The organism is bacterium, assembly GCA_029210965.1.
In the GTDB taxonomy this organism is placed as follows: domain Bacteria; phylum BMS3Abin14; class BMS3Abin14; order BMS3Abin14; family BMS3Abin14; genus JALHUC01.
On record JARGFZ010000002.1, the window covers coordinates 19,152 to 42,854 of the forward strand.

A 23,703-nucleotide genomic window follows, 5' to 3' on the forward strand; every position below is an offset into this window, starting at 1 on the left:
AGGGCGCCGAGAAGGGTTCAGATGCAAAGCCAGAGTCTGCTTTTTTAAAACTTGGAACTTGGAACTCGGAACCTGGAACTGTGAATAACGGCCCATGGCCGTTATTCACTCATCATGTCAAAGAATTCCTGGTTATTCTTGGTCCCATTGAGCTTATCCAGCAGGAATTCAAGGCTGTCCACAACGCTCATGGAAGCGAGAACCTTGTGCAGGATCCAGATGCGGTTGAGCTCTTCTTCAGAAACAATATGCTCCTCTTTCCGGGTTCCGGATTTGCTGACGTCGATGGCGGGATATATCCGCTTTTCCACCGGCCTGCGGTCCAGGTGAAGCTCCATGTTCCCGGTTCCCTTGAACTCCTCAAAGATCACCTCGTCCATTCGGCTCCCCGTGTCAACAAGTGCCGTTGCGATGATCGTCAGGCTGCCCCCTTCTTCTATGTTCCTTGCAGCTCCGAAGAACCGCTTGGGCCGATGCAGGGCGTTGGAATCCACGCCGCCTGAAAGGACCTTTCCGCTGGGAGGCTGAACTGTGTTATAGGCTCGGGCGAGGCGGGTTATGCTGTCCAGGAGTACAACAACGTCCTTTCCATGCTCTACCAGGCGCTTGGCCTTTTCTATGACCATCTCCGAAACCTGCACATGGCGCGTGGCCGGTTCGTCAAAGGTGGAGGAGACCACTTCACCGTTCACCGATCTGAGCATATCGGTAACCTCCTCCGGCCGCTCATCGATGAGAAGAACGATCAGGAAGATTTCAGGATGGTTCTCGCTGATGCTGTTGGCGATGCTCTGCAGGAGCATCGTTTTGCCGGTCCTGGGCGGGGCAACGATGAGACCGCGCTGTCCCTTGCCTATAGGCGTTATGAGATCCATGATGCGCATGGAAAAATTTCTCGGATCCTTGGGCTCCAGGTGGATCCTCTCGTCAGGATGAAGAGGTGTCAGGTTGTCGAACAGGATCTTGTCTTTGGCTGCCTCGGGGGACTCAAAGTTGAGACCCTCCACCTTGAGGAGAGCAAAATACCGCTCGCCCTCTTTGGGCGGACGTATCTCGCCAGTAACAGTATCCCCCGTGCGCATGACGAAACGCCTGATCTGGGATGGTGAGACGTAGATATCGTCCGGTCCGGGCAGGTAGTTGGAGTCCGGTGACCGCAAAAATCCGAATCCGTCCGGGAGGATCTCCAGGACCCCGCTTCCGTAGATCGATTTGTTCTTCTCGGCCTGGGCCTGCAGCATGGCGAAGATCAGATCCTGCTTGCGCATACCGCTGACACCCTCGATCTTGAACTCCTTGGTAGCCAGTTTGGTCAGCTCACCGATGGACATTTCCTTTAGTTCAGTCAGATCCATATTATCCTTAGCTCCTTGTGCTCCCTGTTTGTTACGGCCTCTCCCAAAGCCGATAAAAAATCAAGCATCCACCGGATTATTTACGGTGTTGTTCGGGCAGGTAAATGCTTTGGTATTTCCGGGTGATTAACATGAGGGCTATTTCCAGGTTTTTCCAGGGCAACCGTTTCAGGACGGGATATCGCAGATAACCTCGGGAATTTTACGGAATACCTTTCATTGGCCGGGTGTTGGCCGCAGGTTCCTTTGCGGCAGATGATTATATGTACTTAACGTCAAGGGCTAGCGTTGTCAACCCCTTATTGCGGCTTAAACAGCTTGCGATATTACTATATTCACACTGCGATGGGAACATCTCCCCGCCGATTATCTGATTTGACAGGAGTTGGCGCCCATCCTTCGTGCCTCCAGCAAGGCACCCTCCACTCTCTCAATAAGCGTTTTTTCCTCCTCCCCTGCACGATAAACGGAAAGACCGATGCTCAGGTTGAGGTCCGAACTTCCCCCTGATGACAGGATTCCGAAAGACTTGATGATCCGCTCTGCCAGGCTTTTCGCGGCTTGCTCATCATCACCGACCAGGAGAACATACCACTTGGCCCCCACTCGGCAGGGGACATCCAGCTTGCCCAACTGGCTGTTGATGGCCTCGGAAACCTCCACCAGGAGATCATCCCCCTTGACGTGTCCGTACATGGTATTGAACTCTTTGAACCGGTTGAGGTTTATCATCATCATGGCAACGCAGGATTTCAGTTTTTCGGCGCGCATGATCTCCCTGTGGAGCTCCTCATGCCAGAACTTGAAACTGAACAGTCCTGTAAGGGGGTCGATGTTGGTCATGGAAAAGACCTTGTCGTCCAGGCTTCCGTGATCCAGGATCAAGGTGCAAAGCCTGGCCATGTCGGTCAGCCTCTTACGCAATTCTTCATCGACCACGACCTCTTCACCCCAGGAAAGATAGAAAAGGCCCGCCGGCTTGCCCCTGATAGAAAGGGGAAGCGCTAAAAGAGTATTGAAGTCATGCTGAAAGATATATCCGTCCGTGTTTTTTCTGCTGTCATTTCTTGCAATCAGGATAGGTTCCCAGTGGGTCGCCATTTCCTTCACCAGGCCCTGGAAGGGGCTGGTATGGAATTTTTTCAGAAATTCGTAACCCCACCCCCTTGCCGTCACAACTTTGAAGGACTCGGCCCGGGCGTCCACCAGGATGATGGCAGCTGCCAGACATTTAAATGAGTCCTGAATCCCCTGGAGTGCGAAACCCAGGGTCTTCTCGCTGTTGGAGGTGGTGTTCACCTTTTCGAGGATAGCCCGGATCAGGTCCAGTTCGCTTTGTGAATCCACGGCCCGCCTCCTTTCCCGAATATGAGAAAGTTCGCCGGAAGCCAGGTGGGCGTCTCCGGCAAGTCCAAGTCCCTGAACTCAATTATACCAGAAACAGGTGACACGAGGTTCTATTTGCCCGTTATTGCCTTGTAGATCTTCCTTACCTGCCCGGCGGTGAGATCCCGCTCCCCTGCATTATTTACGATCCAGGTGGCTATATTTTCCCTGGCCGCATGGCCAGCCTGGCTGGCCATGCGGGATACCGCCTCATCACTGCTGTATCTGCCGGAATCAACGAGCCTTGAAATTCGCACCTGATCCGGCGCAGTGACCAGCACAACTCCACTGTAGTCCCTGGAGCGCCCCCCCTCTGCAAGAAGGGGGATCTCCACCACCACCACAGCTTCCGCATTTTGGCGGCAAATACGATCAACAAGTTCTTTTTCGGCAGCCCTGATCAAAGGGTGGAGGATCGCCTCCAGGGTGGATCGTGCCTGGGGGTCGTCAAAGACTTTCTGCGCCATCTGCCTGCGGCGAAGACGGCCTTCACTGTCAAAAAACTCTGAACCGAACTCCTCTTCCAGAAGCCGTGCTCCCTCGGACCCCGGCGTGACAACTTGCCTGGCAAGTTCGTCAGCATCGATGCCAAAGGCCCCCATCTCCTCGAACATCTGCCGGACCGTCGACTTGCCGGAACCGATACCGCCTGTGATCGCGATCACGGGCATTGAAAAGCCTTTGGCCCGTCAGAATGGGGAAGGAGGAAGGAGGAAGGGGGAGGCAAGGCCTCAGAAGAACCTTTCCAATTTCCACTTTCAGCTTTCCACTTCACAATATTTTTCCTTCTGGACTCCATGACATATCTATACTAGATTACCAGACCACCTCTTTGCAATCTTATCAGGGGAATCGGATGCACCAGTCCAGAACAAGGAACATCGTGCTTATTTCTTTAACTGTGGCCCTGACCACGGCCGGGGCGTATCTGAGAATTCCTGTGGGTCCGGTACCCATAAGCCTTCAGACCCTCTTTGTTTTCCTTTCAGGAGCCCTGCTGGGACCCTGGCTCGGGGCTGTCGCCATGGGTTCCTACATCATACTCGGGCTCATCGGGCTGCCGCTTTTCACAGGGGGAGGAGGGCCGCAATACATTTTCTCCCCCACCTTCGGGTTTCTGCTTTCCTTTCCTGTAAGCGCCATGGCCGTTGGGTTGATCCTCAAGGCCCCGGAGGGTGTTCAAAGCCGGAGTATGGGCCGAAAGCTGCTTGCCGTAACCATTGGAGCCGGGGTTGTCTATCTGGTGGGGGTTCCCTGGCTGGGACTGAACCTGTACCTGGTACAAGGGAAAAAGGTCAGCGCCCAGGCCCTTCTTATGATGGGAATGGTTCCTTTTTTGCCAGGGGACATTCTCAAGATATTCCTTTCCGCGTGGTTCATCGGACCTGTTGGAAGAACCCTCAACCAGATCCGGAACCGATAAGGGCTGAAACAGGCTGCCAGAAACTTTCCACCGCTCCCCCAATCACTTCAAGCACCTCGTCGTGGGTCGTCCCCTGCCTCCCTGCCCGGTTAGCCACCACTGCCACACCAACACACCGCACTTTGGTGCCAGCCAGGGCAAGGGCCTCTAATACGGTCGACATGCATACGATATCTGCTCCCATGGTTTCCAGAACCCTCACCTCTGCGGGAGTTTCATAGGAAGGTCCCTTCACACCGGCCAGAACCCCCTGCTTGAAACCCCGTTCCCTCAGAAACCTTAAATGTTGGCGATCGTACAGGCCGGACACATCCGGGAACCGTCCAGCCCCCCTGTGTGGATCCTCTCCTGTGAGGTTGAGCTGGTCCTTGACCACAACCCCGTCCCCGGGTGCAAGGTCCTGATACACAGACCCCACGGCGGTCGTCAGCACCATGCCGGTGATTCCCATTGATTCCATTATGCGTACCGGTTCCACTGTCTGTATCGCCGAAAACCCCTCGTAGAGATGCAGGCGCCCAACAGCTACCACAACAGGTTTTCCACCCACCCGGCCAGCCGTAAAGTAACCGGTGTGGCCTGGAGCTGTTGCCGGGGGCACACCGTCAACATCCCCGAAGGGCACCTTTTCCCCTGGTGACAGGTGATCCACCCAGACATCGAAACCGCTTCCCAGTACCATCCCCCACTCAGGCCCGGGATCACCCCCCGCGCCGGCGCCAAAAAGCAGTTCTTTCAACTCTTCCCTGTTCACAACCGCGGTCTCCTCGTATAGGCTCCGTCAAAAAAGGTGTCATCGAAGAAATGATAGATCTCGGCGAGAAATCCCGTGTAGTAGTTCACGAGTATGAGAAAAATCAATGATACCACAATAGCGCAATAGAAGATGACGATGGCCTCCCCCCGGCTGGCCTCAATGCGCGGGGCCAGGAAGCGGGTGATGAAGAACCATACCAGCGTCCCGAGGAAGACGAGGTATCCTATAAAGAACCCGAAGGTCATGAAATACAGCATGGCTTAAGAGCTTATTCTCCCTGTCAAAAGTTGATGACTTCGCAAAAAGTCATCAACGCGCCCCGAGGGGGGCGCCCGGATCAATGACTGTCGATATAAGCCATTGATCCGTGAGGAAAGTGAAAACCGCGCTTTTCACTTTCCGAGGAGCAAAAAGCCGATAACGGACTTTTTGCGACCCTGCCAAAGTTGTTCACAAGTGAATGGGTTTTCAACTTGTCAGGATATGAGAATAGGGAGAGGGAAGCAAGTGCGGAAGTAATGAGTGAAGTGCTGAAGTACCCAGTACCCAGTACCCAGTACCCAGGAGCCAGGAGTCAGCACACAGCACGCAGAATGGAAGGCGAAGTTTGTCTAAAAGCGGGAATAATCAACTTATCGCAGCGCAATCGGCTGAAGGCTGTTACACGGGTTGACGTTTTTTGATTTTCCCAGACACTAGACCCTAGACACCGGACACTGTGTTTTAGATTCCCTCTCTACACCCTGCACTCTACACTCTGGACTTTGGACTTTGGACTTTGGACCAGAAAACATAAAAAAAGTCCGGCAGTAAGCCGGACCCTTTGTTTTCTGGTCGGGATGGCGAGATTTGAACTCGCGGCCTCATGGTCCCGAACCATGCGCGCTACCAAGCTGCGCCACATCCCGGAAGTTGCGTATTATAAACACCAAACTATAAAAGTCAAAAATTTCCGGTGTTTATAATACGCTGTGTCTGGATTCTGTTGTCTGGTGTCTGGCGCTACAAGCCCTTTGCTTTTTCTAGACTCTAGAAGCTAGACACTAGACACTTTTCAAGTTGCCCTTCATGAGGACGCCCCGCTTAACGGGGCGCCTTATCATTTGAGATCTGGGATCTGCGATTATTTTTTCCCTGCAACTTGAACACGTATTATCGCCTTCTCCAGTCTCACCTTGGCCTCCTCGTACTCAGTGTCTTCCTTGCCTGAGGTGAGGATCTTCTCGGCTGCCTCCCGGGCGGTCTGGGCCCGGCTCAGGTCGATCTCGGTGGCCTTTTCAGCTGTTTCGGCCAGGACCTTGACGTTATCACTTGTAACTTCGACATATCCCCACGAAACGGCCAGATGCTCTTCGGCATTGCCTTTTTTATAGGTGAGCACCCCCACCTTCAGGGCCGTGAGAAAGGGAATGTGGCCGTGCAGGACACCGAACTCGCCCTCTATCCCGGGCAGTACCACCTCGTCCACCTCTTCGGAAACAACGATCCTTTCAGGTGTGACGATCTCCAGTCTTATTTTATCTGTGCTTACATCTGCCATAGTTTATTTCCGATCAAGCGGCCGATTCGGCCATCTTTTTGCCCTGCTCAATAGCCTCTTCGATGGTGCCAACCATGTAGAACGCCTGTTCCGGCAGCTCGTCATGCAGGCCCTCAACGATCTCCTTGAATCCGCGGATCGTGTCCTCCAGCTTGACGTACTTGCCGGGGGTGCCGGTGAACTGTTCGGCCACGAAGAAGGGCTGAGACAGGAACCTCTGGACCTTCCTGGCCCTGGCCACGGTGAGCCTGTCTTCCTCCGAAAGCTCGTCCATACCGAGGATGGCGATGATATCCTGAAGGTCATTGTACCGCTGAAGGATCTGCTGGACCTCTCGGGCGACTTTGTAGTGCTCCTCACCCACGATCCTGGGATCCAGGATCCTGGAGGTGGAGTCGAGAGGATCCACGGCCGGGTAGATCCCAAGCTCGGAGATCTTTCTGGAAAGAACGGTTGTGGCGTCCAGGTGCGAGAAGGTCGTAGCCGGAGCGGGGTCGGTAAGGTCATCGGCAGGGACGTAGATGGCCTGGACCGAGGTGATGGAACCTTTGCTGGTAGAGGTGATCCTCTCCTGCATCTCACCCATCTCGGTGGCGAGGGTGGGCTGATAACCCACGGCACTGGGGATACGGCCCAGGAGAGCGGAGACCTCGGAGCCTGCCTGGGTGAACCGGAAGATGTTGTCTACGAACAGGAGAACGTCCTGGCCTTCTTCGTCCCTGAAGTACTCAGCGGCGGTGAGGCCTGAAAGCCCAACCCTCAGACGCGCCCCGGGAGGCTCGTTCATCTGGCCATAGACGAGGATGGTTTTGTCGAGGACCTTGGACTCCTTCATCTCCAACCACAGGTCGTTGCCTTCACGGGTACGTTCACCCACTCCGGAAAAGACCGAGAAACCGCCGTGCTCGGTGGCGATGTTGTTGATCATCTCCATGATGATAACGGTCTTGCCCACCCCGGCGCCTCCGAACAGGCCGATCTTGCCGCCTTTGACATAGGGTTGGATGAGATCAATGACCTTGACGCCGGTCTCGAGGATCTCGTTCTCGGTACTCTGATCCTCCAGGCTGGGAGCCGGCCTGTGGATGGGGTAGCGCACATCACTCTCAATGGGGCCCATCTCATCCACCGGATCGCCGGTGACGTTCATGATGCGGCCCAGGGTGGACCTGCCCACAGGGATGGTGATGGGGCCGCCGGTATCCTCGGCCTCCATGCCGCGAATAAGGCCGTCGGTAGAGCTCATGGCCACCGTCCTTACCACGTTGTTGCCCTGGTGAGCCTGGACCTCGGTGATAAGGTCGATCTTCACGCCACCCGATTCCGCCTGAATCCTGACGGCGTTGTAAATGGCGGGAAGTTTCCCCGGCTCGAACTCGATGTCGAGAACTGGTCCGATGATCTGTGTAATTCTGCCGATGTTCTTCAATTAACTGTCCCCCTTGATGAGGTATTTAGTAGTTTGCCCTATAGATTCCGCGCTTCGAAACCCTTTCGCTCCGAACCGTCTACTTCATCGCTTCCTTGCCGCTGACAACCTCGATGAGCTCTGTCGTGATTGCGGCCTGCCTGGTCCTGTTGTATATGAGGGTGAGCTTTTCGATCATTTCCCCGGCGTTCCTGGAGGCCGACTCCATGGCGGTCATCCGGGCGCCGTGCTCACTGGCCACAGATTCGAGGAAGACACGGTAGACCTGCACGTTGATGTGCCTCGGCAGCAGCTGTTCCAGAAGTACGTCCTCGGAAGGCTCGAAAGTGTACTCCACCGGGTAGTAATCCTCGGAAATTTCCATGGGCTTTATGGGCAGGAGCTGTTCCACGATCACTGTCTGCTGCATAGCTGATTTAAACTCGTTGTACACCATGTAGGCCTGATCGAGCTCCCCGGAAAGGTAGTGTTCCACCACATCGTCTCCCACAGCAATGGCGTGGGGGAAGGATATATCGGAAAGGATGTTCAGGGACACCTTCCGGATGTTGTAATCCCGTCGTTTGAAGTAATCGTTGGCTTTTCGTCCCACCAGGTGGAGGGTGAACTCCCAGTCCGGGTGCTGCCGCATGAACCGCTCGGCCTGCCTGATGATGTTGGAGTTAAAAGCTCCGCACAGGCCCCTGTCGGAGGTCACCACGATGAGGTCCACCTTTTCAGGCTCCCTGGTATGGAGCAACGGGTGGGCCTGAGGGTTCGTCCTCAGTGCGAGGCTCGACAACACCTCAAGCATCTTGTGAGCGTAGGGGCGGTTCGCGAGGATGGCAGCCTGGGCCCTGCGCAGTCTCGAAGTCGCGACCATTTTCATGGCTTTGGTGATCTGCTCGGTGTTCTGCACCGAGGTGATGCGTCGTTTAATCTCCCGTAAGGTGCCCATAAAAGGTCTCTGCTCTCCTTAAAGTCCCTTAAATCCCCCTTCGGTCCGAGGGCCAGGAAGGCTTATTCGTAAACGAACTCCGATTTGAAAGCTGCCAGAGCGTCCTCGAGGCTGGCTTTGATCTCATCGGTAATTTCCTTCTTTTCGGCCAGGTCCTTTACGAGATCCGAGAACCTGTTGTCCATGAAGTGGTAGATCTCTTCTTCGTATTTGCCGAGGGCCGCCACCGGATAGTCGTCGAGGTGTCCGTTTGTGGCCGCGTAGATAAGAATGGCCTGCTTCTCCACCGGCAGGGGCACGAACTGGCCCTGCTTGAGGATCTCAACCAGCCTCTCACCTCTGGACAGCTGCATCTGGGTAGCCTTGTCCAGGTCCGATCCGAACTGGGCGAAAGCTGCCATCTCCCGAAACTGGGCGAGCTCGAGGCGCAGTCTTCCCGCAACCTGTCGCATAGCCCTGACCTGGGCGGACCCACCGACCCTGGAAACCGAAATGCCTACGTTGATGGCGGGCCGTATACCTGAATAAAACAGATCCGACTCCAGAAAGATCTGCCCGTCGGTGATGGAGATCACGTTGGTGGGGATATAGGCCGAGACGTCGCCTGCCTGGGTTTCGATGATAGGCAGGGCCGTCAGGGAACCACCCCCCTCGGCGTCACTCAACTTGGCGGCGCGCTCGAGAAGCCTCGAATGAAGATAGAAAACGTCTCCAGGATAAGCTTCGCGTCCCGGTGGGCGCCTGAGGAGAAGGGAAAGCTGCCTGTAAGCTGCAGCGTGCTTTGAAAGGTCATCGTAAACCACCAGGGCGTGCTGGCCGTTGTCCCGGAAGTGCTCGCCCATGGCGCACCCTGCGAAAGGCGCAAGGAAGAGCAGGGGAGCCGGGTTGCTGGCGGATGCGCTGACAACGATGGTGTATTCCATGGCCCCGTTTTCCTCGAGGTCCCTGACCACCCTGGCAACAGTAGACTCCTTCTGCCCCACAGCGACGTAGATACAGATAACGGGATCGTCTGCGTGCTGCTGGTTGATGATCGTGTCGATAGCCACAGCCGTTTTCCCGGTCTGGCGGTCGCCGATGATAAGCTCCCGCTGACCGCGGCCAATGGGTATCATGGAGTCCACAGATTTAAGTCCCGTCTGAAGGGGCTCCTTAACAGGCTGTCTCTTCACGATGCCGGGAGCGATGACCTCCACCAGGCGGGTACCTTCCGACTCGATGGGGCCCTTCCCGTCAATGGGCTGGCCCAGAGCGTTAACCACCCGGCCAAGCAGCCCTTTGCCCACGGGCACCTCAACGATGCGCCCGGTGCGCTTGACGATATCCCCTTCCTTGATGAGCTGGTACTCACCCAGAAGAACGATACCCACATTGTCCTCTTCGAGGTTGAGGATCATTCCGAAAACCTCGCCCGGCAGCTCCACAAGCTCTCCGGCCATGGCGTTCTCAAGACCGTGAACACGGGCGATACCATCGCCTGTGGACAACACAATGCCCGTTTCCTTGACATCAATGGTCTTTTCGAAACCCTCTATCTGTTTTTTAATTATCTCGGTGATCTCTTCAGCTCTAATCTGCATCGCGACCTATCTCCCCTTGCTGAGATTGTCCTTTAATTGCGTTAACTGGTTTTTGATGCTGCCGTCATAGACCTGGCTGCCCATATAGGCAACAACACCCCCGAGGAGGCTTTCGTCTACCTCGACCTCAAGAACCACGTCCTTTCCCGAGATCTTTGACAGTGCATCTTTCATTCTGCTCTTCTCATTGTCGTCCAAGCGGGCAGCGGTAACGACCCGAGCCCGAATTCTGTTTTCCAGATGGTCCGAAAGGTCCCTGTAGGAACGGGCGATCTCGCCCACACCCAGGATCCTGCCTTTCTGGAGAACAACGTGGATGAACTTCATGGTCAGTTCCTGAACGCCGCCCTTTTTCAGCACCTCGGACAGGACCTTCTCCTTGGCCCCGGATGCGATTGTCGGGTCAGCAAAAACATTGACCAGTTCATGGCTCTCAGCGAACAGGCCGGCTATCCGGTCCAGATCCTGACCTACTTCCTTCAGGATGCCGGCCTCCTGGGCCAGGTCGATGACCGCCTTGGCGTAGCGTCTTGCCAGGACTATTCCTATCACTGGTTAGCCTCCAGTTTTTCGAGATATTCGGTGACGAACCTGGCCTGATCCTCGGGAGTGATGTTCCTGCTGATCATCTCCCGGGCCAGGGCAACGGCAGCATCTGCCGCCTCTCGCCTGAGGACGTCCTGGGCTTTTTTAAGCTCTTGCTCAATAGCAATGACAGCCTCACCTTTGAGCTTGTCAAGGGCATTGGACGCCTCGGACAGGATCCGTTCCCGTTCCACCTCGCCCTCCCTGCGTGCGGCTGACAGAAGATCGCTGATCTCCTTATCCACACCAGCCAACTTGTCGTCAGCCTCTTTCATACGGGCCTCGGAGGCCTTGCGGGACTCCTCTGCCTCTTTCAACAGGGTCCTGACCGATTCGATGCTGTTCCTTATGGCGCTTACGATAGGTTTGCGAGCGAAATAAAACAGGACTCCCACGAGAACCGCGAAGTTGATAATGCGCAGCGCCAGGTCCCACAAGGCGCGGCCGGAACCGGCCTCGCCGCCCTCTGATCCCGAGGCCAGCGCGATGGCAGGGAGGATCAGCAGGGGTATAATGCGGATGAGGTTTCCGGTTAAGGTCCCGATGACAGATCTCATGGATACCTTCACAGCTTCCTCCCCACCAGGTTGGCCGCAATATCAGCGGCAAGAAGCTTCGCGTCAGCCATGAGGGTTACCCGGGAGCTTTCCGCCTGGGCTGCAAGCTCTCCCCGGGCTGCCTCCAGCTTCTCGGCCCCTGTCAACTTGGTCTCCTGGATCGCCTTTCGAAAGGCCACCATGGCCTCAGTGCGCTCCTTGGCCCTGATTGCCATGGCCTCCTGTTTGGCAGACAGCAGTTTTCCCTCGTATTCCCCAATGCTCTCTTCAGAGAGCTTTCCAAACTTCGCCTTCAATTCCGTGGACTCCCTGACGATTTTCTCCCTTTCGTCAAGGATCCGCAGGACCGGCTTGAACAGCAGAAAATTAAGAATAACCAACAAAATCAGGAAGTTGGCAAGTTGTACCAGTAAAGTAAAGTTGACAGATATCAAGTTGGCCTCCGCCTCCTTGTTTCCAAAGTGTTTTCAAGCGGCTCTTTTGGCAAAGCGCCACTCAAATTAATAAAACGGTTCTTTTGTGTCAACAGTTTTCCCCGGCTGCCCCTTAGTAAAGGATTATCCCTTAACCACGAAGATAAGAAGCAGGGCGATGACAAGAGCATAAATACCTGTGGATTCGGAAACAGCCTGACCGACGAGCATGGTCCTGGTCAGCAGCCCGGCCTGGTCGGGGTTCCTTCCGATGGCCTCGCACGCTTTGCCGGCGGCAAAACCCTCACCGATTCCCGGCCCGATCGCTCCAAACCCCATGGACACGCCCGCGCCAAGCAGAGCCGCGGCCCGAATGAGTTCAGCTCCAGTAATACCGTCCATTTGTTACCTCCTTATGTTAATTCGAATTTCAGATTCCAAAGTCCAAACCATAAACTTGATAAAGTCGCAAAAAGTCCAATCCGGGACTTTTCGCTCCACGGAAAGGGAAAAGCGTCGTTTTCCCTTTCCTTACAAATCACTGACTTACAGTGAGAGTCATTGATTTGGGCGCCCCGCGCGGGGCGCATTGATGACTTTTTGCGAGTCCATCAAACTTCAAACACCAAACCTCAAACTCCGATCTTAAACCAACATCAACAGCACCAGCGCGATAACCAGGGCGTAAATACTTGTGGACTGGGCCACAGCCTGCCCCAGCAGCATGACGCGGGTCAGCAGGCCCACAGCCTGCTCAGGTGCGCGATGATATCTGATGCCCAGAATAGCTGACTCTCCTGCCATGCCCGACCCCACAGACGGGCCCATGGCACCGAAACCCATACAGATGCCCGCCGACAGAACCGTCATATAATCCACCAATCCGGCGTCCGGGTTCGGGGATACCGAGAATATGAGCATGAAGGATACAAGAAGGGCGAAGATCAGGGGTGTCTGGCTTATCGCCTGGCCGATGAGCATAAGGGTCGTAAAGGGCCTGCGGAGGTGGGGCTGCCTGGCGATAGCCTCACAGGCCTGAGCAGCCGGGAGGGCGCTGCCGATACCGGAGGCAAAGGATGCCGCACCGATAGAGATCCCGGCGCCAAGGCCGGCAAAGCCCTGAATCAGAGCTGTTCCCTCCCCGGTACCGAAAATCAGCAATATTGCCACGACGAGAGCGAAAGTCGGCGGTGTGGAGGTGGCGCCCTGACCAATGAGCATGATCCTGAAAAGATCCGAAGAGGTGCCCGGCTGTCTGCCCATGCCCTCCACAGCCGATGCCGCGCCCATGCCCATCCCGATCCCGGGGCCTACGGCACCGAACCCGACGGCAAAGGCCGCACCCAGGGCGTACATGGCTTTAACGATCAGGGAAACGGCAACTGGATCCAATCCAACGCTCCTAATTGGTGGCCACTGCGATATAGGTAATCGTCAGCATAGTAAAAACGAAAGCCTGCACAGTACCCACGAACAGACCGAAGAAGACGTAAAGGAACGGCGGTAAAGCTATGCTGTATACCAGATAGGAGACAACCGAAATGATGATGGCCCCTCCCATGATGTTCCCGAAAAGACGGAAGGAGATGGAAACAACCTTTGCCAGCTCCCCGATCATGTTCAGGGGCGCCATAAAAATGAACGGCTCACCGTATTCCTTGAGATAGGGTCCGATCCCTTTTGCCCTTATAGCTGCCGTATGGGTGAGGAAAAACCCCATTATCCCAAGACTGAGGGGCGTATTCAGATCTTTCGTTGGCTCATCAAACCCCGGGATGATGCCCCACCAGTTGCAAAGGATGAGGAAAATGAACATGGTGGCGACAAGGGGGAAATAGGCCCTGCTTGTCGTCTCCAGGGTTTCCTTGGTCATATTATCCATGGCTGAAATATAAAGCTCGGTGACACGCTGCAGGGGTCCCGGCGTTTCAGTGAGCCTGCTTCTGACCAGGAGGGCCAGGAAAATGAGGACCCCCATGATGATCCACGTATTGAATACAGTGACATAGTTGACCGTGAACATCGTTCCCAACAGCTCAAAAGAATAGGTCGGTATGGTGGTCATGTCTCCCATGTTACGTTGTTCCCTGCTCTCTGCCTGCCAGCAACTCCCCGCAGGTCATGGCAAACTGCGATGCGAAGAGGGCTGGAATTGTAGCCCAAAGGGCAATGTTTTCATTTGTGGCCGAATAAATGAGGACCCCCGCCAGGAGCGACATTCTCAAGGCATATCGCCCGTAGGCTGATCGAAAGCTCTTGCTTTCTATCACAACCCCCTGCTTGCGTACATCACCTGCCATAATGACAAGGTTCACCAGGCTGGCCGCTCCGCCCAGAACCACTCCCCGGGCCCACGGCATTCGTTCCACAAAAAGGAAGATGCCTGCAAATAGGAGGATCAGGGACAGGGTGCCAAAGAAAACCCGGCGCACATATTTGTCAAATGAACTCACCGGTTCACCTGGTCAGCCGGAAACGGGTTTGGAATATACTGCAATCCGAAGAATTCATCAATCGGTTTTTGCCGCAGCTTTTCTATCTTCCGCTTCCTGCCCTTCCGCGTCATGCTGAACAACGATTGGCGAGACCTTTTTCTCTCCAGAAGCGTCGTAGGCCATGGCGCAGTTGCCTTCGAAAATAACCCCCTCTTCAATGAAAAGGCTGGGGGTTTTCACATTACCAAACAGCTTACCAGGGCGGTGCACCTCGATCTTCCCTGTCGCGTTGATATTGCCCCTGACGATGCCCGATATGACAATGGTATGGACATTGATCTCAGCGGCTACAACAGCGCTCTCGCCAACAATGAGAGTATCCTTGGTATAGACCTCTCCTTCCAGCTGGCCATCGACGCGCACGGTGCCCTCAAAGGTGAGGATGCCTTTGAAATCTGTTCCCTCACCTAAAAATGCCTTTATCTCACCGCGCGCGACCGTCGGTTCTTTCTTAATCATGGTAACAACCTCCGGCTTCAGGTTTCTGTTAATCAGCTATCTGCTGATAGCTTTCCGTTTTGGGTTTTGATAGCCCCCCCACAACGCCTCTTTGAGCCATTATGGGAGCCTATCAGCTGTCGCTTTTCAGTATTTTATCAGCAACAGCGTTAAGTTCGTTAAGGTCAGTATATCTGATTTCAAGGCGGCCGCCTTTGCCAGAGCTGTGAATCCGGACGCGGCACCCAAGTTTTCTGGTCAAACGGTTCTCAAGATCCTTTGACTCGGGGGTATCCCGGCCTGCGATAGTCTTGCGCTCCCTGGTGCCTGAGATCAGCTTCGCCACGCCGCGCTCAACCTCTCTGACGGACAACCCTTCCCCCAGAATACGGGCCAGTATGGGCCTCATTGCCTTTTCGTCCTTGAGGGGCATGAGAGCCCGGGCGTGACCGGCGGAAATCCTGTTTGCTGCTAATTCATTTTTCACAAAATCGGGCAGGTTGAGCAACCTGATGGAGTTTGCCACCGTAGCCCTGTCCTTCCCAACCCGGCGGGCGATCTCCTCCTGCGTGTATTTATTGATGGACTGAAGTTCCCGGTATGCCTGTGCCTCCTCAATGGGGTTCAGATTTTCCCTTTGAATATTCTCAATGAGGGCCAGCTCCAGCTTCCGGTCATCCTCGATCCGGCGGCACAGGACAGGGATCCTCTCCAGGCCGGCTATGCGTGAGGCTCTCAGTCTTCTCTCTCCGGCGATCAACTCATAACCACCCGGCACCCTTCTGACCAGAAGAGGCTGAAGCACTCCCTGCTCCCTGATGGAGGCAGCCAGTTCCTGAAGAGCGGTCTCCTCAAACCGGACCCTTGGCTGTTCAGGGTTGGGAAATACTTCCTGGGTAGCAACCAGGAGAAGCTCTCCCTGAAGTGGGGCCTCACCACCCCCGGGGATAAGAGCGCCTAAACCCTTTCCGAGAGCCTGTCGTTTACGTTCAGTGGCCATCAATGATCTCCTGGTTATCTCAGATCTCAGGTCTCAGATCTCAAATCTCAGAGCCCAGGTACCGGAGAAGTTGTCGGTAGTGGTCAATTTTGAGATTTGAGATCAATTTCTTTTTCCGTTCAACATCTCCTGAGCCAGGGCCAGATAGCTCTGCGAACCCGGGGAATTGATATCGTAAAGGATCGCTGGCTTCCCGTAACTTGGAGCTTCGCTCAGTTTGACGTTTCTGGGAATCGCGGTGTTAAATACCTTTCCAGGAAAATAATTCCTGGCCTCTTTTGCCACCTGGTGGGAAAGGTTGTTCCGGGGATCGAACATGGTCAGAAGGATCCCCTCCAACTCCAGCTGTGGGTTCAACGCCCCTCTTACGAGCTTGATCGTGGCCAAAAGGCTTGAGAGACCCTCCAGAGCATAATACTCACACTGGAGGGGCACCAGCACACTGTCAGCAGCAGTAAGGGCGTTCAGGGTCAAAAGTCCCAGGGATGGCGGACAGTCGATAAGAATGTATTCGTAAGGCTCCTTTAACGCTCCCAGCGCCCTTGTCAGGATCGTTTCTCTGGAAAGGGTGGAAACCAGTTCAATTTCCGCCCCGATGAGGCTCACGTGAGAAGGCACTAAGTCCAAAAATTCCATCCCGGTTGTTCTGATGACCTCTTTTATGGGCACGTTGGAGATCAGCACCTGGTAGATGGAGTCCTCGAGATCCCCAGCTCTGACACCCAACCCACTGGAAGAGTTAGCCTGGGGATCAAGATCCACCAAGAGGGTCTTTCTTTCAGCAGCCGCCAGAGAAGCCGCAAGGTTCACCGCTGTTGTGGTTTTCCCTACGCCGCCCTTCTGGTTCGCAACGGTGATGATTTTAGCCAAGGGAGCATCCCGTGATTGCGTGTGTGCGTGAATGCGTGTGTGCGTAGATCATCAAAGAAATGCCCTTCGAGATTTATTCTTACGGATGCACGCCTTACGGACGTACGTGCCGCCTTATTAATCGTTTCCCTTCCAGACGAGTGAAAAATACGGCCAGAAGGAGGAGTTTGGTTAGCAAATAGATGGCGACAAGGGTTTTTGTGCTCATTATATCCTTATATATCAAGGTTTTACGATAATTTATCTGGTCTCGGAAGTTTTTTCGGTTGTCCTTAGCCCTGTTGTGGCTCCCATCGTCAGATCGTGAACTGAAAACTAATATAGACTGAAGGAAAAGTCCAGAGTCCAGAGAAAAATCATCCCAAAAGACTGAAACTCGGAACCTTAGGTCACGAAGTGGGCGAATGTTTCACGTGAAACGTTCGCCCCCTTTGTGGGCTCAGGTCCAAAGACCAAGGTCCAAAGGCCAAAGAATTGCCTGATAAAAACCTTTTCCAGTGCTTCGGTTTCTTTAAGCCTTAAGCCTTAAGCCTTAAGTTTTTGGGCTTTGGGCTTTGGGCTTTGGGCTTTGGGCTGGATTGTAATTTCCCAAATTACTGATGGCACTTTTGATCCCGGTACCTGATATGGGTGTATCCTTCCCAGCCCCTCATCCGCCAACGCTTCGGTTGTGTATACCAGCAGGCGTCCACCGGGGGCAAGGAAAGGACGGGCAAGGTCCAGCATCTTCCAGGGCTTGGCCGCTGCCCTGCTGACGGCCGTGTCGAAATATCCAGCCCACCCACTATTAATCAACTCCTCAAAGCGCCCCTCCAGCACCTGCGCCTCGCTGACATCCAGCGCTCTTATAAGATGCTTTAACCAGGTACACTTCTTACCGGAAGCTTCCGCCATGCACAGGGAAATACTTTCCCGTGCGATTTTAAGGGGCACCCCCGGGAACCCTGCTCCGGCCCCCAGGTCCACCACCCGGCCACCCTTCCCCAGCAAACCGAGGGCCAGAGGTGCCAGGGAATCCAGGAAATGTATGCTGATCCAGTCGTGGGGGCGGCGAGATACCAGGTTGACCTTGCGGTTCCAACGCTCCAGCTCGGTGTAGAAGACAAACAACCTGACGAGGGCCTCATCTGATACTTGAATGCCCATAGCAGTCACACCGTTGCTCATCTGGGATATGAAGGAGGCCTTATCCATCGGTTGTTTGTCTACCTCGTGATTGCGTAGAGCGTGAATGCGTGAAGATTATATTTGCGCGTGGAGCGTGATTGTGTAAATGAATTCCATGTTTTTAACTATTGATAGAGTCGCAAAAAGTCCAATCCGGGACTTTTCGCTCCACGGAAAGGAAAAAGCGTCGTTTTTCCTTTCCTTACAAATCAATAACTTACAGTGCGAGTCATTGATTTGGGCGCCCCGCGCGGGGGCGCATTGATGGACTTTTTGCGAGTCCATCAACTATTAGCCTGCAGGTTTTTCCTTTCCTTCCTGCGTGCTGCGTGCTGCGTCCTGCGTCCTGCCATTGATATAGATCATTAACGCCGACACAGCCGCCGGGGTGATCCCCGGTATCCGGGAGGCCTGTCCGAGGCTGACTGGGCGAACATCCTCAAAGCGGTCGCGCACCTCCCTTGAGAGAGAGCGCAGAGATGCATAGTCAAGATCTTCCGGTATGGCCATGGATTCCAGTCGCGCCATTTTCCCCACCATGGCCGTCTGCCTGGCAATGTATCCTTCGTACTTGATCTGAATCTCCACCTGTCTTGCAGCCTTTTCTTCGCGTATGGGGGAAAACCCCAGGTCAAGGCTTTCAAGGTCCTCGTAGGAGATCTCAGGCTGCTTCAGGACCTGGGTGAGGGAGGTTCCTTTTGGCGGTCCTCCTGCCAGGCTTACAGTAACCCTGTGGTTTCTGACCGCCTCAAGGCCACTCTCTATCACTCTAACCTTCTCTCGAAGCTGCCCGATCTCCTCCTCGGTAATGAGACCGGCCATGTATCCCTTTTCCATGAGCCTAAGGTCTGCGTTGTCTTCACGGAGGATAAGTCGGTATTCAGCCCGTGAGGTGAACAGCCTGTAAGGTTCAGTGACACCCTTCGTTATCAGGTCATCCACAAGGACTCCCATGTAGGCCTCATCCCTGCCGAGGGTGAGGGACGGCTCTCCCTTCACCTTGAGGGCTGCGTTAATGCCCGCAAGCAGGCCCTGTGCCGCTGCTTCCTCGTAGCCTGAAGTGCCGTTGATCTGTCCGGCCAGGTAAAGTCCATGGACCGCCTTGACCATGAGGTCCGGCCCCAGCTGTGTCGGGTTGACAAAGTCGTACTCTATAGCATAGCCCGGCCGCATGATCTGGACCTCTTCAAGACCCTGGATCGTGCGCAGCATCTTGACTTGAACGTCAATGGGCAGGCTTGTGGAAACACCGTTAGGGTAATATTCCCTGGTTTGAAGCCCTTCGGGCTCGAGAAAGACCTGGTGTCCTGTCTTGTCGGGGAAACGAACGATCTTGTCCTCAATGCTGGGGCAGTACCTGGGCCCCACCCCTTTGATGACACCTTTGTAAAGAGGAGACCTGTCGAGCCCGCCCCGGATGGCATCGTGAGTGGCCTGGTTTGTCCTTGTGATCCAGCACGGGACCTGGGGGCGATGGATCCCTCTGGTTTTGAAGGAAAAGGGTTGGGGAACTTCATCACCGTACTGCGCCTGGCAGCGGTCAAAGTCTATGGTTTTTGCGTCTAACCTTGGAGTCGTGCCTGTTTTGAGCCTTCCCATCTTGAGATCCAGAGCCCCGAGAGCGCTGGACAGGTCGGTGGAGGGAAACTCCCCTGCCCTCCCGGCCGGATATTGCGTCATGCCAATATGGATCAGGCCGTTAAGAAAAGTGCCCGATGCCACCACCACCGTGCTGGATAGAAACTCCTCACCGGCATGGGTGTAGACACCTCCGATCCGGCGTACACCCTTCCCCTCTTCCATCAGGAAACCTTCCACCATGCCCTGTTTAATATGCAGCCCCTCCTGAGCTTCAAGGCGCTCCCGGACCCAGGTTTTATACCCGTACATATCGGCCTGGGCTCTGGAGGATCTAACTGCCGGGCCCTTTTTCGTATTGAGTATCCTGTATTGAATACCGGTGGCATCGATGGCCATGGCCATGAGGCCCCCAAGGGCGTCGATCTCTCGAACCAGGTGTCCCTTTGCCAGCCCGCCAACAGCCGGGTTGCAGGACATGTGGGCTATCTGGTCAATGGAGATGGTGAGCAGCAGGGTTGTCATGCCCATACGGGCACTTGCCCACGCCGCTTCACACCCTGCGTGACCAGCTCCTATCACGATGACATCGTAACGGGTGGAGTCCTGGTAACGGGGGGGATCAGGTATAATCTCAGATTTCATATCTCAAATCTCAAAGGGACATTGGATTTTTGCTTATAAAATGCTGTCTGACCCTGTATATCACAACATTTCTTCATTTCAGCCTCAGTAATCCACCTTGCTTTCGAATAATGTTCCACGTGAAACATTCGCTGAACACCATGCGGAGCGTTCTATTTAATGTTTCTTCACCTGAATATCAATGGATTTTGAAGTTCTTTATGTTTTTTCTGAGATTTGAGATCTGAGATCTGAGATTCGCTTTACTTCCCAATACAGAATCGGGAAAAAATCTCATCCAGCACCTCATCCACCGTGAGCTCCCCCGTCAGTTCGCCCACTCCAAGGAGCGCCTCCTGTAGGTCCACGGCAAGCAGTTCCGGTTCCCGGGACTCTCTGATCCCCTCCATGAGGCGGCTACACCCTTCACGGACCTTCTTCAGGGCTTCTGCCTGCCGAAGGGAGGTGACCACGCCATCCACTTCATTGAGGGCCTGTCCGCCGCCGGTGCAGGTATCGTGGATCGCCTCTTTCAGCGCATCGATACCCTCGCCAGTGACAGCTGAGATATTTACGGCTCCCTGAGGTTCTTCAAGCTCCGGGTGACGGGAAAGATCGCATTTATTCACAGCAACCACCCTGCGGGTGTGGGTCGTCTCCTGGAGAAGCTGCTGTTCGTCGGAGCTCATTGGTCTGGACCCGTCTATGACCACAAGGAGCAGATCTGCCCCTTTCATCAGGTTTTTTGTTCTGGTGATGCCTTCCCTTTCCAGGAGGTCCGCCTCACCCCTGATCCCGGCTGTGTCCACCACGACCATTGGAATTCCTTTGACGCTGACACGTCCTTCGATGAAATCCCTCGTGGTCCCGGCCGCCTCATGAACTATTGCCCTGTCCTGCTGAAGGAGTGCGTTTAATAGACTGGACTTGCCTACATTGGGAGCTCCTGCAATTACTACCTTGAGCCCCTCGGCCATGGCTATACCCTCCCTGGCGGTATCCAGAAGCCCTTCTACCCTTTCCATGATGACATTGATGGGAGGGACAAGGATACCGGGCTGGATGTCATCTACATCCTCCGGAAAATCGATGGCCGATTCCAGCAGGACCTTTACTTCCAGGAGGCCTTCCCGCAACTGCTGGGCCTCCTTTCCCATGGCACCGGCCACCTGTCGCTGCATAACCCGGAGTGCCTCTTCGGTAGACGCAAAGATGAGGGAAGCTACCGCCTCGGCCTGGGAAAGGTCGATGCGACCGTTGTAAAACGCTCTCCTGGTAAATTCGCCAGGCTCAGCAAGCCGCGCACCGGCCAGTGTTGCCGCCTCCAGAAGGTTCCCCATGATAAGGGGGCCTCCGTGGGCTGTGATCTCTACAGTATCTTCACCGGTAAAGGAGTTGGGGCCTTTAAAGAATAACCACACTGCCTGGTCGATAGGTTCTTCGGGAAAGCCGGGGTAGTGAACGTGGCCAACAACGGCCTTTTTTGGTTCGGGGTCCAGAGGGGAGCCAGCACCCGGATGAGTGAAGATCCTCCTCCCCACCCCTATGGCATCCGGACCGGTGATACGCACCATGCCGATACCACCAGGACCGGGAGGGGTGGAGATGGCAGTCACGGTATCATGAACGTCATGAGCCGATGATGTGATCTCTTTTATTCCCGGATCATCTTTCATCGGCTCATTCCTCCGTGGCTGACATCCGCGTGAATGCGTTCGTGCGTTTGTGAGTAAATGCGATCGTTCGCACTTACGCTCCACGCAAACACGCACCCACGAGACGGTTCTTACTTTTTCTTCTTCCCCTTCCCCTTCTTGGGCTCTTCGAGCTCTGCCACTGCTATCACAGCGGCCTCTTCCAGCTTCATGCTCCTGTTCATCCAGTACTGGTGGGCGATGGTGAGGACGTTGTTGACGGTCCAGTAAACGACCAGGCCGGCGGGAAAGCTCAGGAACAGAGCGGTGAACACGACAGGCATGAACATCATGAGCTTGGCCTGCCTCGGATCTCCTGTTACAGGTGTCATCCTCTGCTGGAGAACCATGGTGGCGCCCATGAAGATGGGGGTGATGTAAAGAGGGTCTTTAGCCGAAAGGTCGGCGATCCAGAAGAAAAAGGGAGTATGCCTCAGCTCAATGGCCCCCAGGAGGGCACGATACAGGGCAAAGAAAACAGGGATCTGCACCACGATAGGCAGGCACCCGCTGGCCGGGTTTACCTTGTTCTCCTGGTAGAGCTTCATGATCTCCTGGTTGAGCTTGTCCTTGTCCTTCTTGTACTTGTCTTTAAGGGCATTGATCTTGGGCTGAAGCCCGGACATCTTCTTCATGGAGCGGTGGCTGATGGTGGAAAAAGGAATGAAAACAATCTTGATCAAAGCACTCAGGATAATAATAGAAAAGCCATAATTCCCCACATATTTATGAAAGAAATTGAGGCCGTCCAGAAGGGGCTTTGCTATAAATCCGAATATGCCCAGCTCGATCGTTTTGATGAGGGATTCAGATACGGTCCGAAGGGATTTCATCTCCTTAGGTCCGATGTAAGCCGCTGCATTCATGGTAGATGCCGAGCCTGGAGGCAATTGAACCTGCTCAAAAAGCCCGATCTCGACCCTGTCGCCAGCCCCTTTTCGCGCAAGGGCACCCATGGCCTCATTGGCAGGCATGAGCGCTGCCACAAAATACATGTCCTCCGAAGCGATCCAGGTGAAGGGCCCTTCAATGTTCTTTTGCCCCTCCAGGCTTTTCCCCTTTATCTTGTCAGGCCTGCCACTCCCCTCATAGTACAGCGCGCCCTGATAACCGTAACGCGAGGCGCTGAACATGGAACTCTTTTCGCCTCCCACAGGCGGTTCCAGGCCCGGTGCCCACATGAGTGTCGTCCGTCCCCTCAAGGTCTGCTCGGAGCGGTTGTGCAGTGTCACAGCGCACTCGACATCATACGTATCTGCGTAAAAGGTCAGAGTTTTGACCATCTCCAGCCCTTCCGCTGTTCGATATCTGAAGATAATCCTATCGCTTTGACCGGCCGACAGGTTCAGGTCTGCTCCTTCAACCTGGAAAAGGGCCTGTGAAAACCCAAGGGGACCTCCAGCGGCTACGAACTCAGCGGCCATGGGCTGAAGACCACCCTCTTGAACAACGCGCACCATCTCGACAAAGGTGTCCGGGTCGTTAATGTCCTGCCTGTAACGAACAAGCTTGAAGCTGCTTATCGCCCCGCCCCTGTTGGTGAGGCGGGCCAGGTACAGGGGTGTCGATATGTTAATGATTTTTTCGTTCGTCGCGACAATAGGCTGAAGTGGTTCGTAAGGACCGGCCTCGCCAGCCGGAACCGGAGCTATTTTTTCAATAGAGGCAGGTGCCGCTTGTCGGGTCGCTTCCTCCACCGCTATTGGTGCGGGTGGAACTATGTAGCGCTGATATACAAACAGGAAGGCGAAAGAGATTGCCAGTGCGAGAATGAGTCTTTTTCCCTGATCATCCATTACAATTGTTCCTCTGTATTTAATTCCATATTCCGCATTCCGGATTCCGAATCAGACCCGGTTATTTTGGAATTTGTAA

24 protein-coding genes and 1 tRNA gene are annotated in these 23,703 nt (G+C 54.6%); 1 reads left to right on the top strand and 24 read right to left on the bottom strand.

All coding sequences use genetic code 11. From position 1 onward, the window contains the following. Positions 1-101 precede the first annotated feature (101 nt). The 3 genes from rho to coaE form a co-directional block, all read right to left on the bottom strand. Positions 102-1,355: a transcription termination factor Rho gene (gene rho / locus P1S59_01490; protein MDF1524930.1), complete on the bottom strand. Its 1,254-nt coding sequence runs from the start codon at positions 1,353-1,355 to the stop codon at positions 102-104. A 366-nt stretch (positions 1,356-1,721) separates the two neighbouring features. Then, a complete protein-coding gene (locus P1S59_01495) occupies positions 1,722-2,702 on the bottom strand; it encodes a sensor domain-containing diguanylate cyclase (protein MDF1524931.1) in 981 nt (326 codons plus the stop codon). 110 nt (positions 2,703-2,812) lie between these two features. Then, positions 2,813-3,412, bottom strand: coding sequence for a dephospho-CoA kinase (coaE, locus tag P1S59_01500; protein MDF1524932.1), 600 nt, complete (start codon positions 3,410-3,412; stop codon positions 2,813-2,815). A 185-nt stretch (positions 3,413-3,597) separates the two neighbouring features. Between coaE and P1S59_01505 the strand changes: the two genes are divergently transcribed. Continuing rightward, a complete protein-coding gene (locus tag P1S59_01505; protein ID MDF1524933.1) occupies positions 3,598-4,164 on the top strand; it encodes a biotin transporter BioY in 567 nt (188 codons plus the stop codon). Here the strand turns inward: P1S59_01505 and P1S59_01510 are convergent. From P1S59_01510 to yidC, 21 genes are all read right to left on the bottom strand, one after another. Further along, positions 4,142-4,918, bottom strand: a complete 777-nt coding sequence (locus P1S59_01510) for a purine-nucleoside phosphorylase (GenBank protein MDF1524934.1) — start codon at positions 4,916-4,918, stop codon at positions 4,142-4,144. The genes P1S59_01505 and P1S59_01510 overlap by 23 nt on opposite strands. Further along, positions 4,915-5,178, bottom strand: coding sequence for a hypothetical protein (locus P1S59_01515; GenBank protein ID MDF1524935.1), 264 nt, complete (start codon positions 5,176-5,178; stop codon positions 4,915-4,917). Before P1S59_01515 ends, P1S59_01510 begins: the two co-directional genes overlap by 4 nt. 574 nt (positions 5,179-5,752) lie before the next feature. Then, a tRNA-Pro gene (locus tag P1S59_01520) sits at positions 5,753-5,829 on the bottom strand. 215 nt (positions 5,830-6,044) lie between these two features. Beyond that, positions 6,045-6,461 carry a F0F1 ATP synthase subunit epsilon gene (locus P1S59_01525; GenBank protein MDF1524936.1) on the bottom strand — a complete coding sequence of 139 codons (417 nt, stop codon included), beginning with the start codon at positions 6,459-6,461 and terminating at the stop codon, positions 6,045-6,047. A gap of 13 nt (positions 6,462-6,474) precedes the next feature. Beyond that, a complete protein-coding gene (atpD, locus tag P1S59_01530) occupies positions 6,475-7,890 on the bottom strand; it encodes a F0F1 ATP synthase subunit beta (GenBank protein ID MDF1524937.1) in 1,416 nt (471 codons plus the stop codon). Between the two features lie 79 nt (positions 7,891-7,969). Continuing rightward, a complete protein-coding gene (atpG, locus tag P1S59_01535) occupies positions 7,970-8,827 on the bottom strand; it encodes an ATP synthase F1 subunit gamma (GenBank protein MDF1524938.1) in 858 nt (285 codons plus the stop codon). Between the two features lie 62 nt (positions 8,828-8,889). Next, positions 8,890-10,407 carry a F0F1 ATP synthase subunit alpha gene (atpA, locus tag P1S59_01540; protein ID MDF1524939.1) on the bottom strand — a complete coding sequence of 506 codons (1,518 nt, stop codon included), beginning with the start codon at positions 10,405-10,407 and terminating at the stop codon, positions 8,890-8,892. Positions 10,408-10,413: 6 nt separating this feature from the next. Further along, entirely contained in the window at positions 10,414-10,959 is a 546-nt protein-coding gene (gene atpH, locus P1S59_01545; GenBank protein ID MDF1524940.1) for an ATP synthase F1 subunit delta, read from the bottom strand. Continuing rightward, positions 10,956-11,549, bottom strand: a complete 594-nt coding sequence (locus P1S59_01550; protein ID MDF1524941.1) for an ATP synthase F0 subunit B — start codon at positions 11,547-11,549, stop codon at positions 10,956-10,958. Before P1S59_01550 ends, atpH begins: the two co-directional genes overlap by 4 nt. 8 nt (positions 11,550-11,557) lie before the next feature. Continuing rightward, positions 11,558-11,983, bottom strand: a complete 426-nt coding sequence (locus P1S59_01555; protein ID MDF1524942.1) for a hypothetical protein — start codon at positions 11,981-11,983, stop codon at positions 11,558-11,560. A gap of 123 nt (positions 11,984-12,106) precedes the next feature. Continuing rightward, positions 12,107-12,364, bottom strand: a complete 258-nt coding sequence (atpE, locus tag P1S59_01560) for an ATP synthase F0 subunit C (GenBank protein ID MDF1524943.1) — start codon at positions 12,362-12,364, stop codon at positions 12,107-12,109. A gap of 243 nt (positions 12,365-12,607) precedes the next feature. Beyond that, the gene (locus tag P1S59_01565) at positions 12,608-13,354 is read right to left on the bottom strand and encodes an ATP synthase F0 subunit C (protein MDF1524944.1); all 747 of its coding nucleotides are present in this window, start codon (positions 13,352-13,354) and stop codon (positions 12,608-12,610) included. Positions 13,355-13,364: 10 nt separating this feature from the next. Beyond that, the gene (gene atpB / locus P1S59_01570) at positions 13,365-14,027 is read right to left on the bottom strand and encodes a F0F1 ATP synthase subunit A (GenBank protein MDF1524945.1); all 663 of its coding nucleotides are present in this window, start codon (positions 14,025-14,027) and stop codon (positions 13,365-13,367) included. A 10-nt stretch (positions 14,028-14,037) separates the two neighbouring features. Continuing rightward, positions 14,038-14,415: an ATP synthase subunit I gene (locus P1S59_01575; protein ID MDF1524946.1), complete on the bottom strand. Its 378-nt coding sequence runs from the start codon at positions 14,413-14,415 to the stop codon at positions 14,038-14,040. Positions 14,416-14,472: 57 nt separating this feature from the next. Beyond that, the gene (locus P1S59_01580) at positions 14,473-14,916 is read right to left on the bottom strand and encodes a polymer-forming cytoskeletal protein (protein MDF1524947.1); all 444 of its coding nucleotides are present in this window, start codon (positions 14,914-14,916) and stop codon (positions 14,473-14,475) included. A gap of 112 nt (positions 14,917-15,028) precedes the next feature. Next, complete coding sequence (locus tag P1S59_01585) at positions 15,029-15,895, bottom strand: ParB/RepB/Spo0J family partition protein (protein MDF1524948.1); 867 nt, start codon at positions 15,893-15,895, stop codon at positions 15,029-15,031. 102 nt (positions 15,896-15,997) lie between these two features. Then, positions 15,998-16,765, bottom strand: a complete 768-nt coding sequence (locus P1S59_01590) for an AAA family ATPase (GenBank protein MDF1524949.1) — start codon at positions 16,763-16,765, stop codon at positions 15,998-16,000. 525 nt (positions 16,766-17,290) lie between these two features. Then, positions 17,291-17,959, bottom strand: a complete 669-nt coding sequence (rsmG, locus tag P1S59_01595; protein MDF1524950.1) for a 16S rRNA (guanine(527)-N(7))-methyltransferase RsmG — start codon at positions 17,957-17,959, stop codon at positions 17,291-17,293. 264 nt (positions 17,960-18,223) lie between these two features. Further along, positions 18,224-20,155 carry a tRNA uridine-5-carboxymethylaminomethyl(34) synthesis enzyme MnmG gene (mnmG, locus tag P1S59_01600; protein MDF1524951.1) on the bottom strand — a complete coding sequence of 644 codons (1,932 nt, stop codon included), beginning with the start codon at positions 20,153-20,155 and terminating at the stop codon, positions 18,224-18,226. A 242-nt stretch (positions 20,156-20,397) separates the two neighbouring features. Next, entirely contained in the window at positions 20,398-21,810 is a 1,413-nt protein-coding gene (gene mnmE / locus P1S59_01605; GenBank protein MDF1524952.1) for a tRNA uridine-5-carboxymethylaminomethyl(34) synthesis GTPase MnmE, read from the bottom strand. Between the two features lie 110 nt (positions 21,811-21,920). Then, positions 21,921-23,624, bottom strand: coding sequence for a membrane protein insertase YidC (yidC, locus tag P1S59_01610; protein MDF1524953.1), 1,704 nt, complete (start codon positions 23,622-23,624; stop codon positions 21,921-21,923). Between the last annotated feature and the right edge of the window lie 79 nt (positions 23,625-23,703).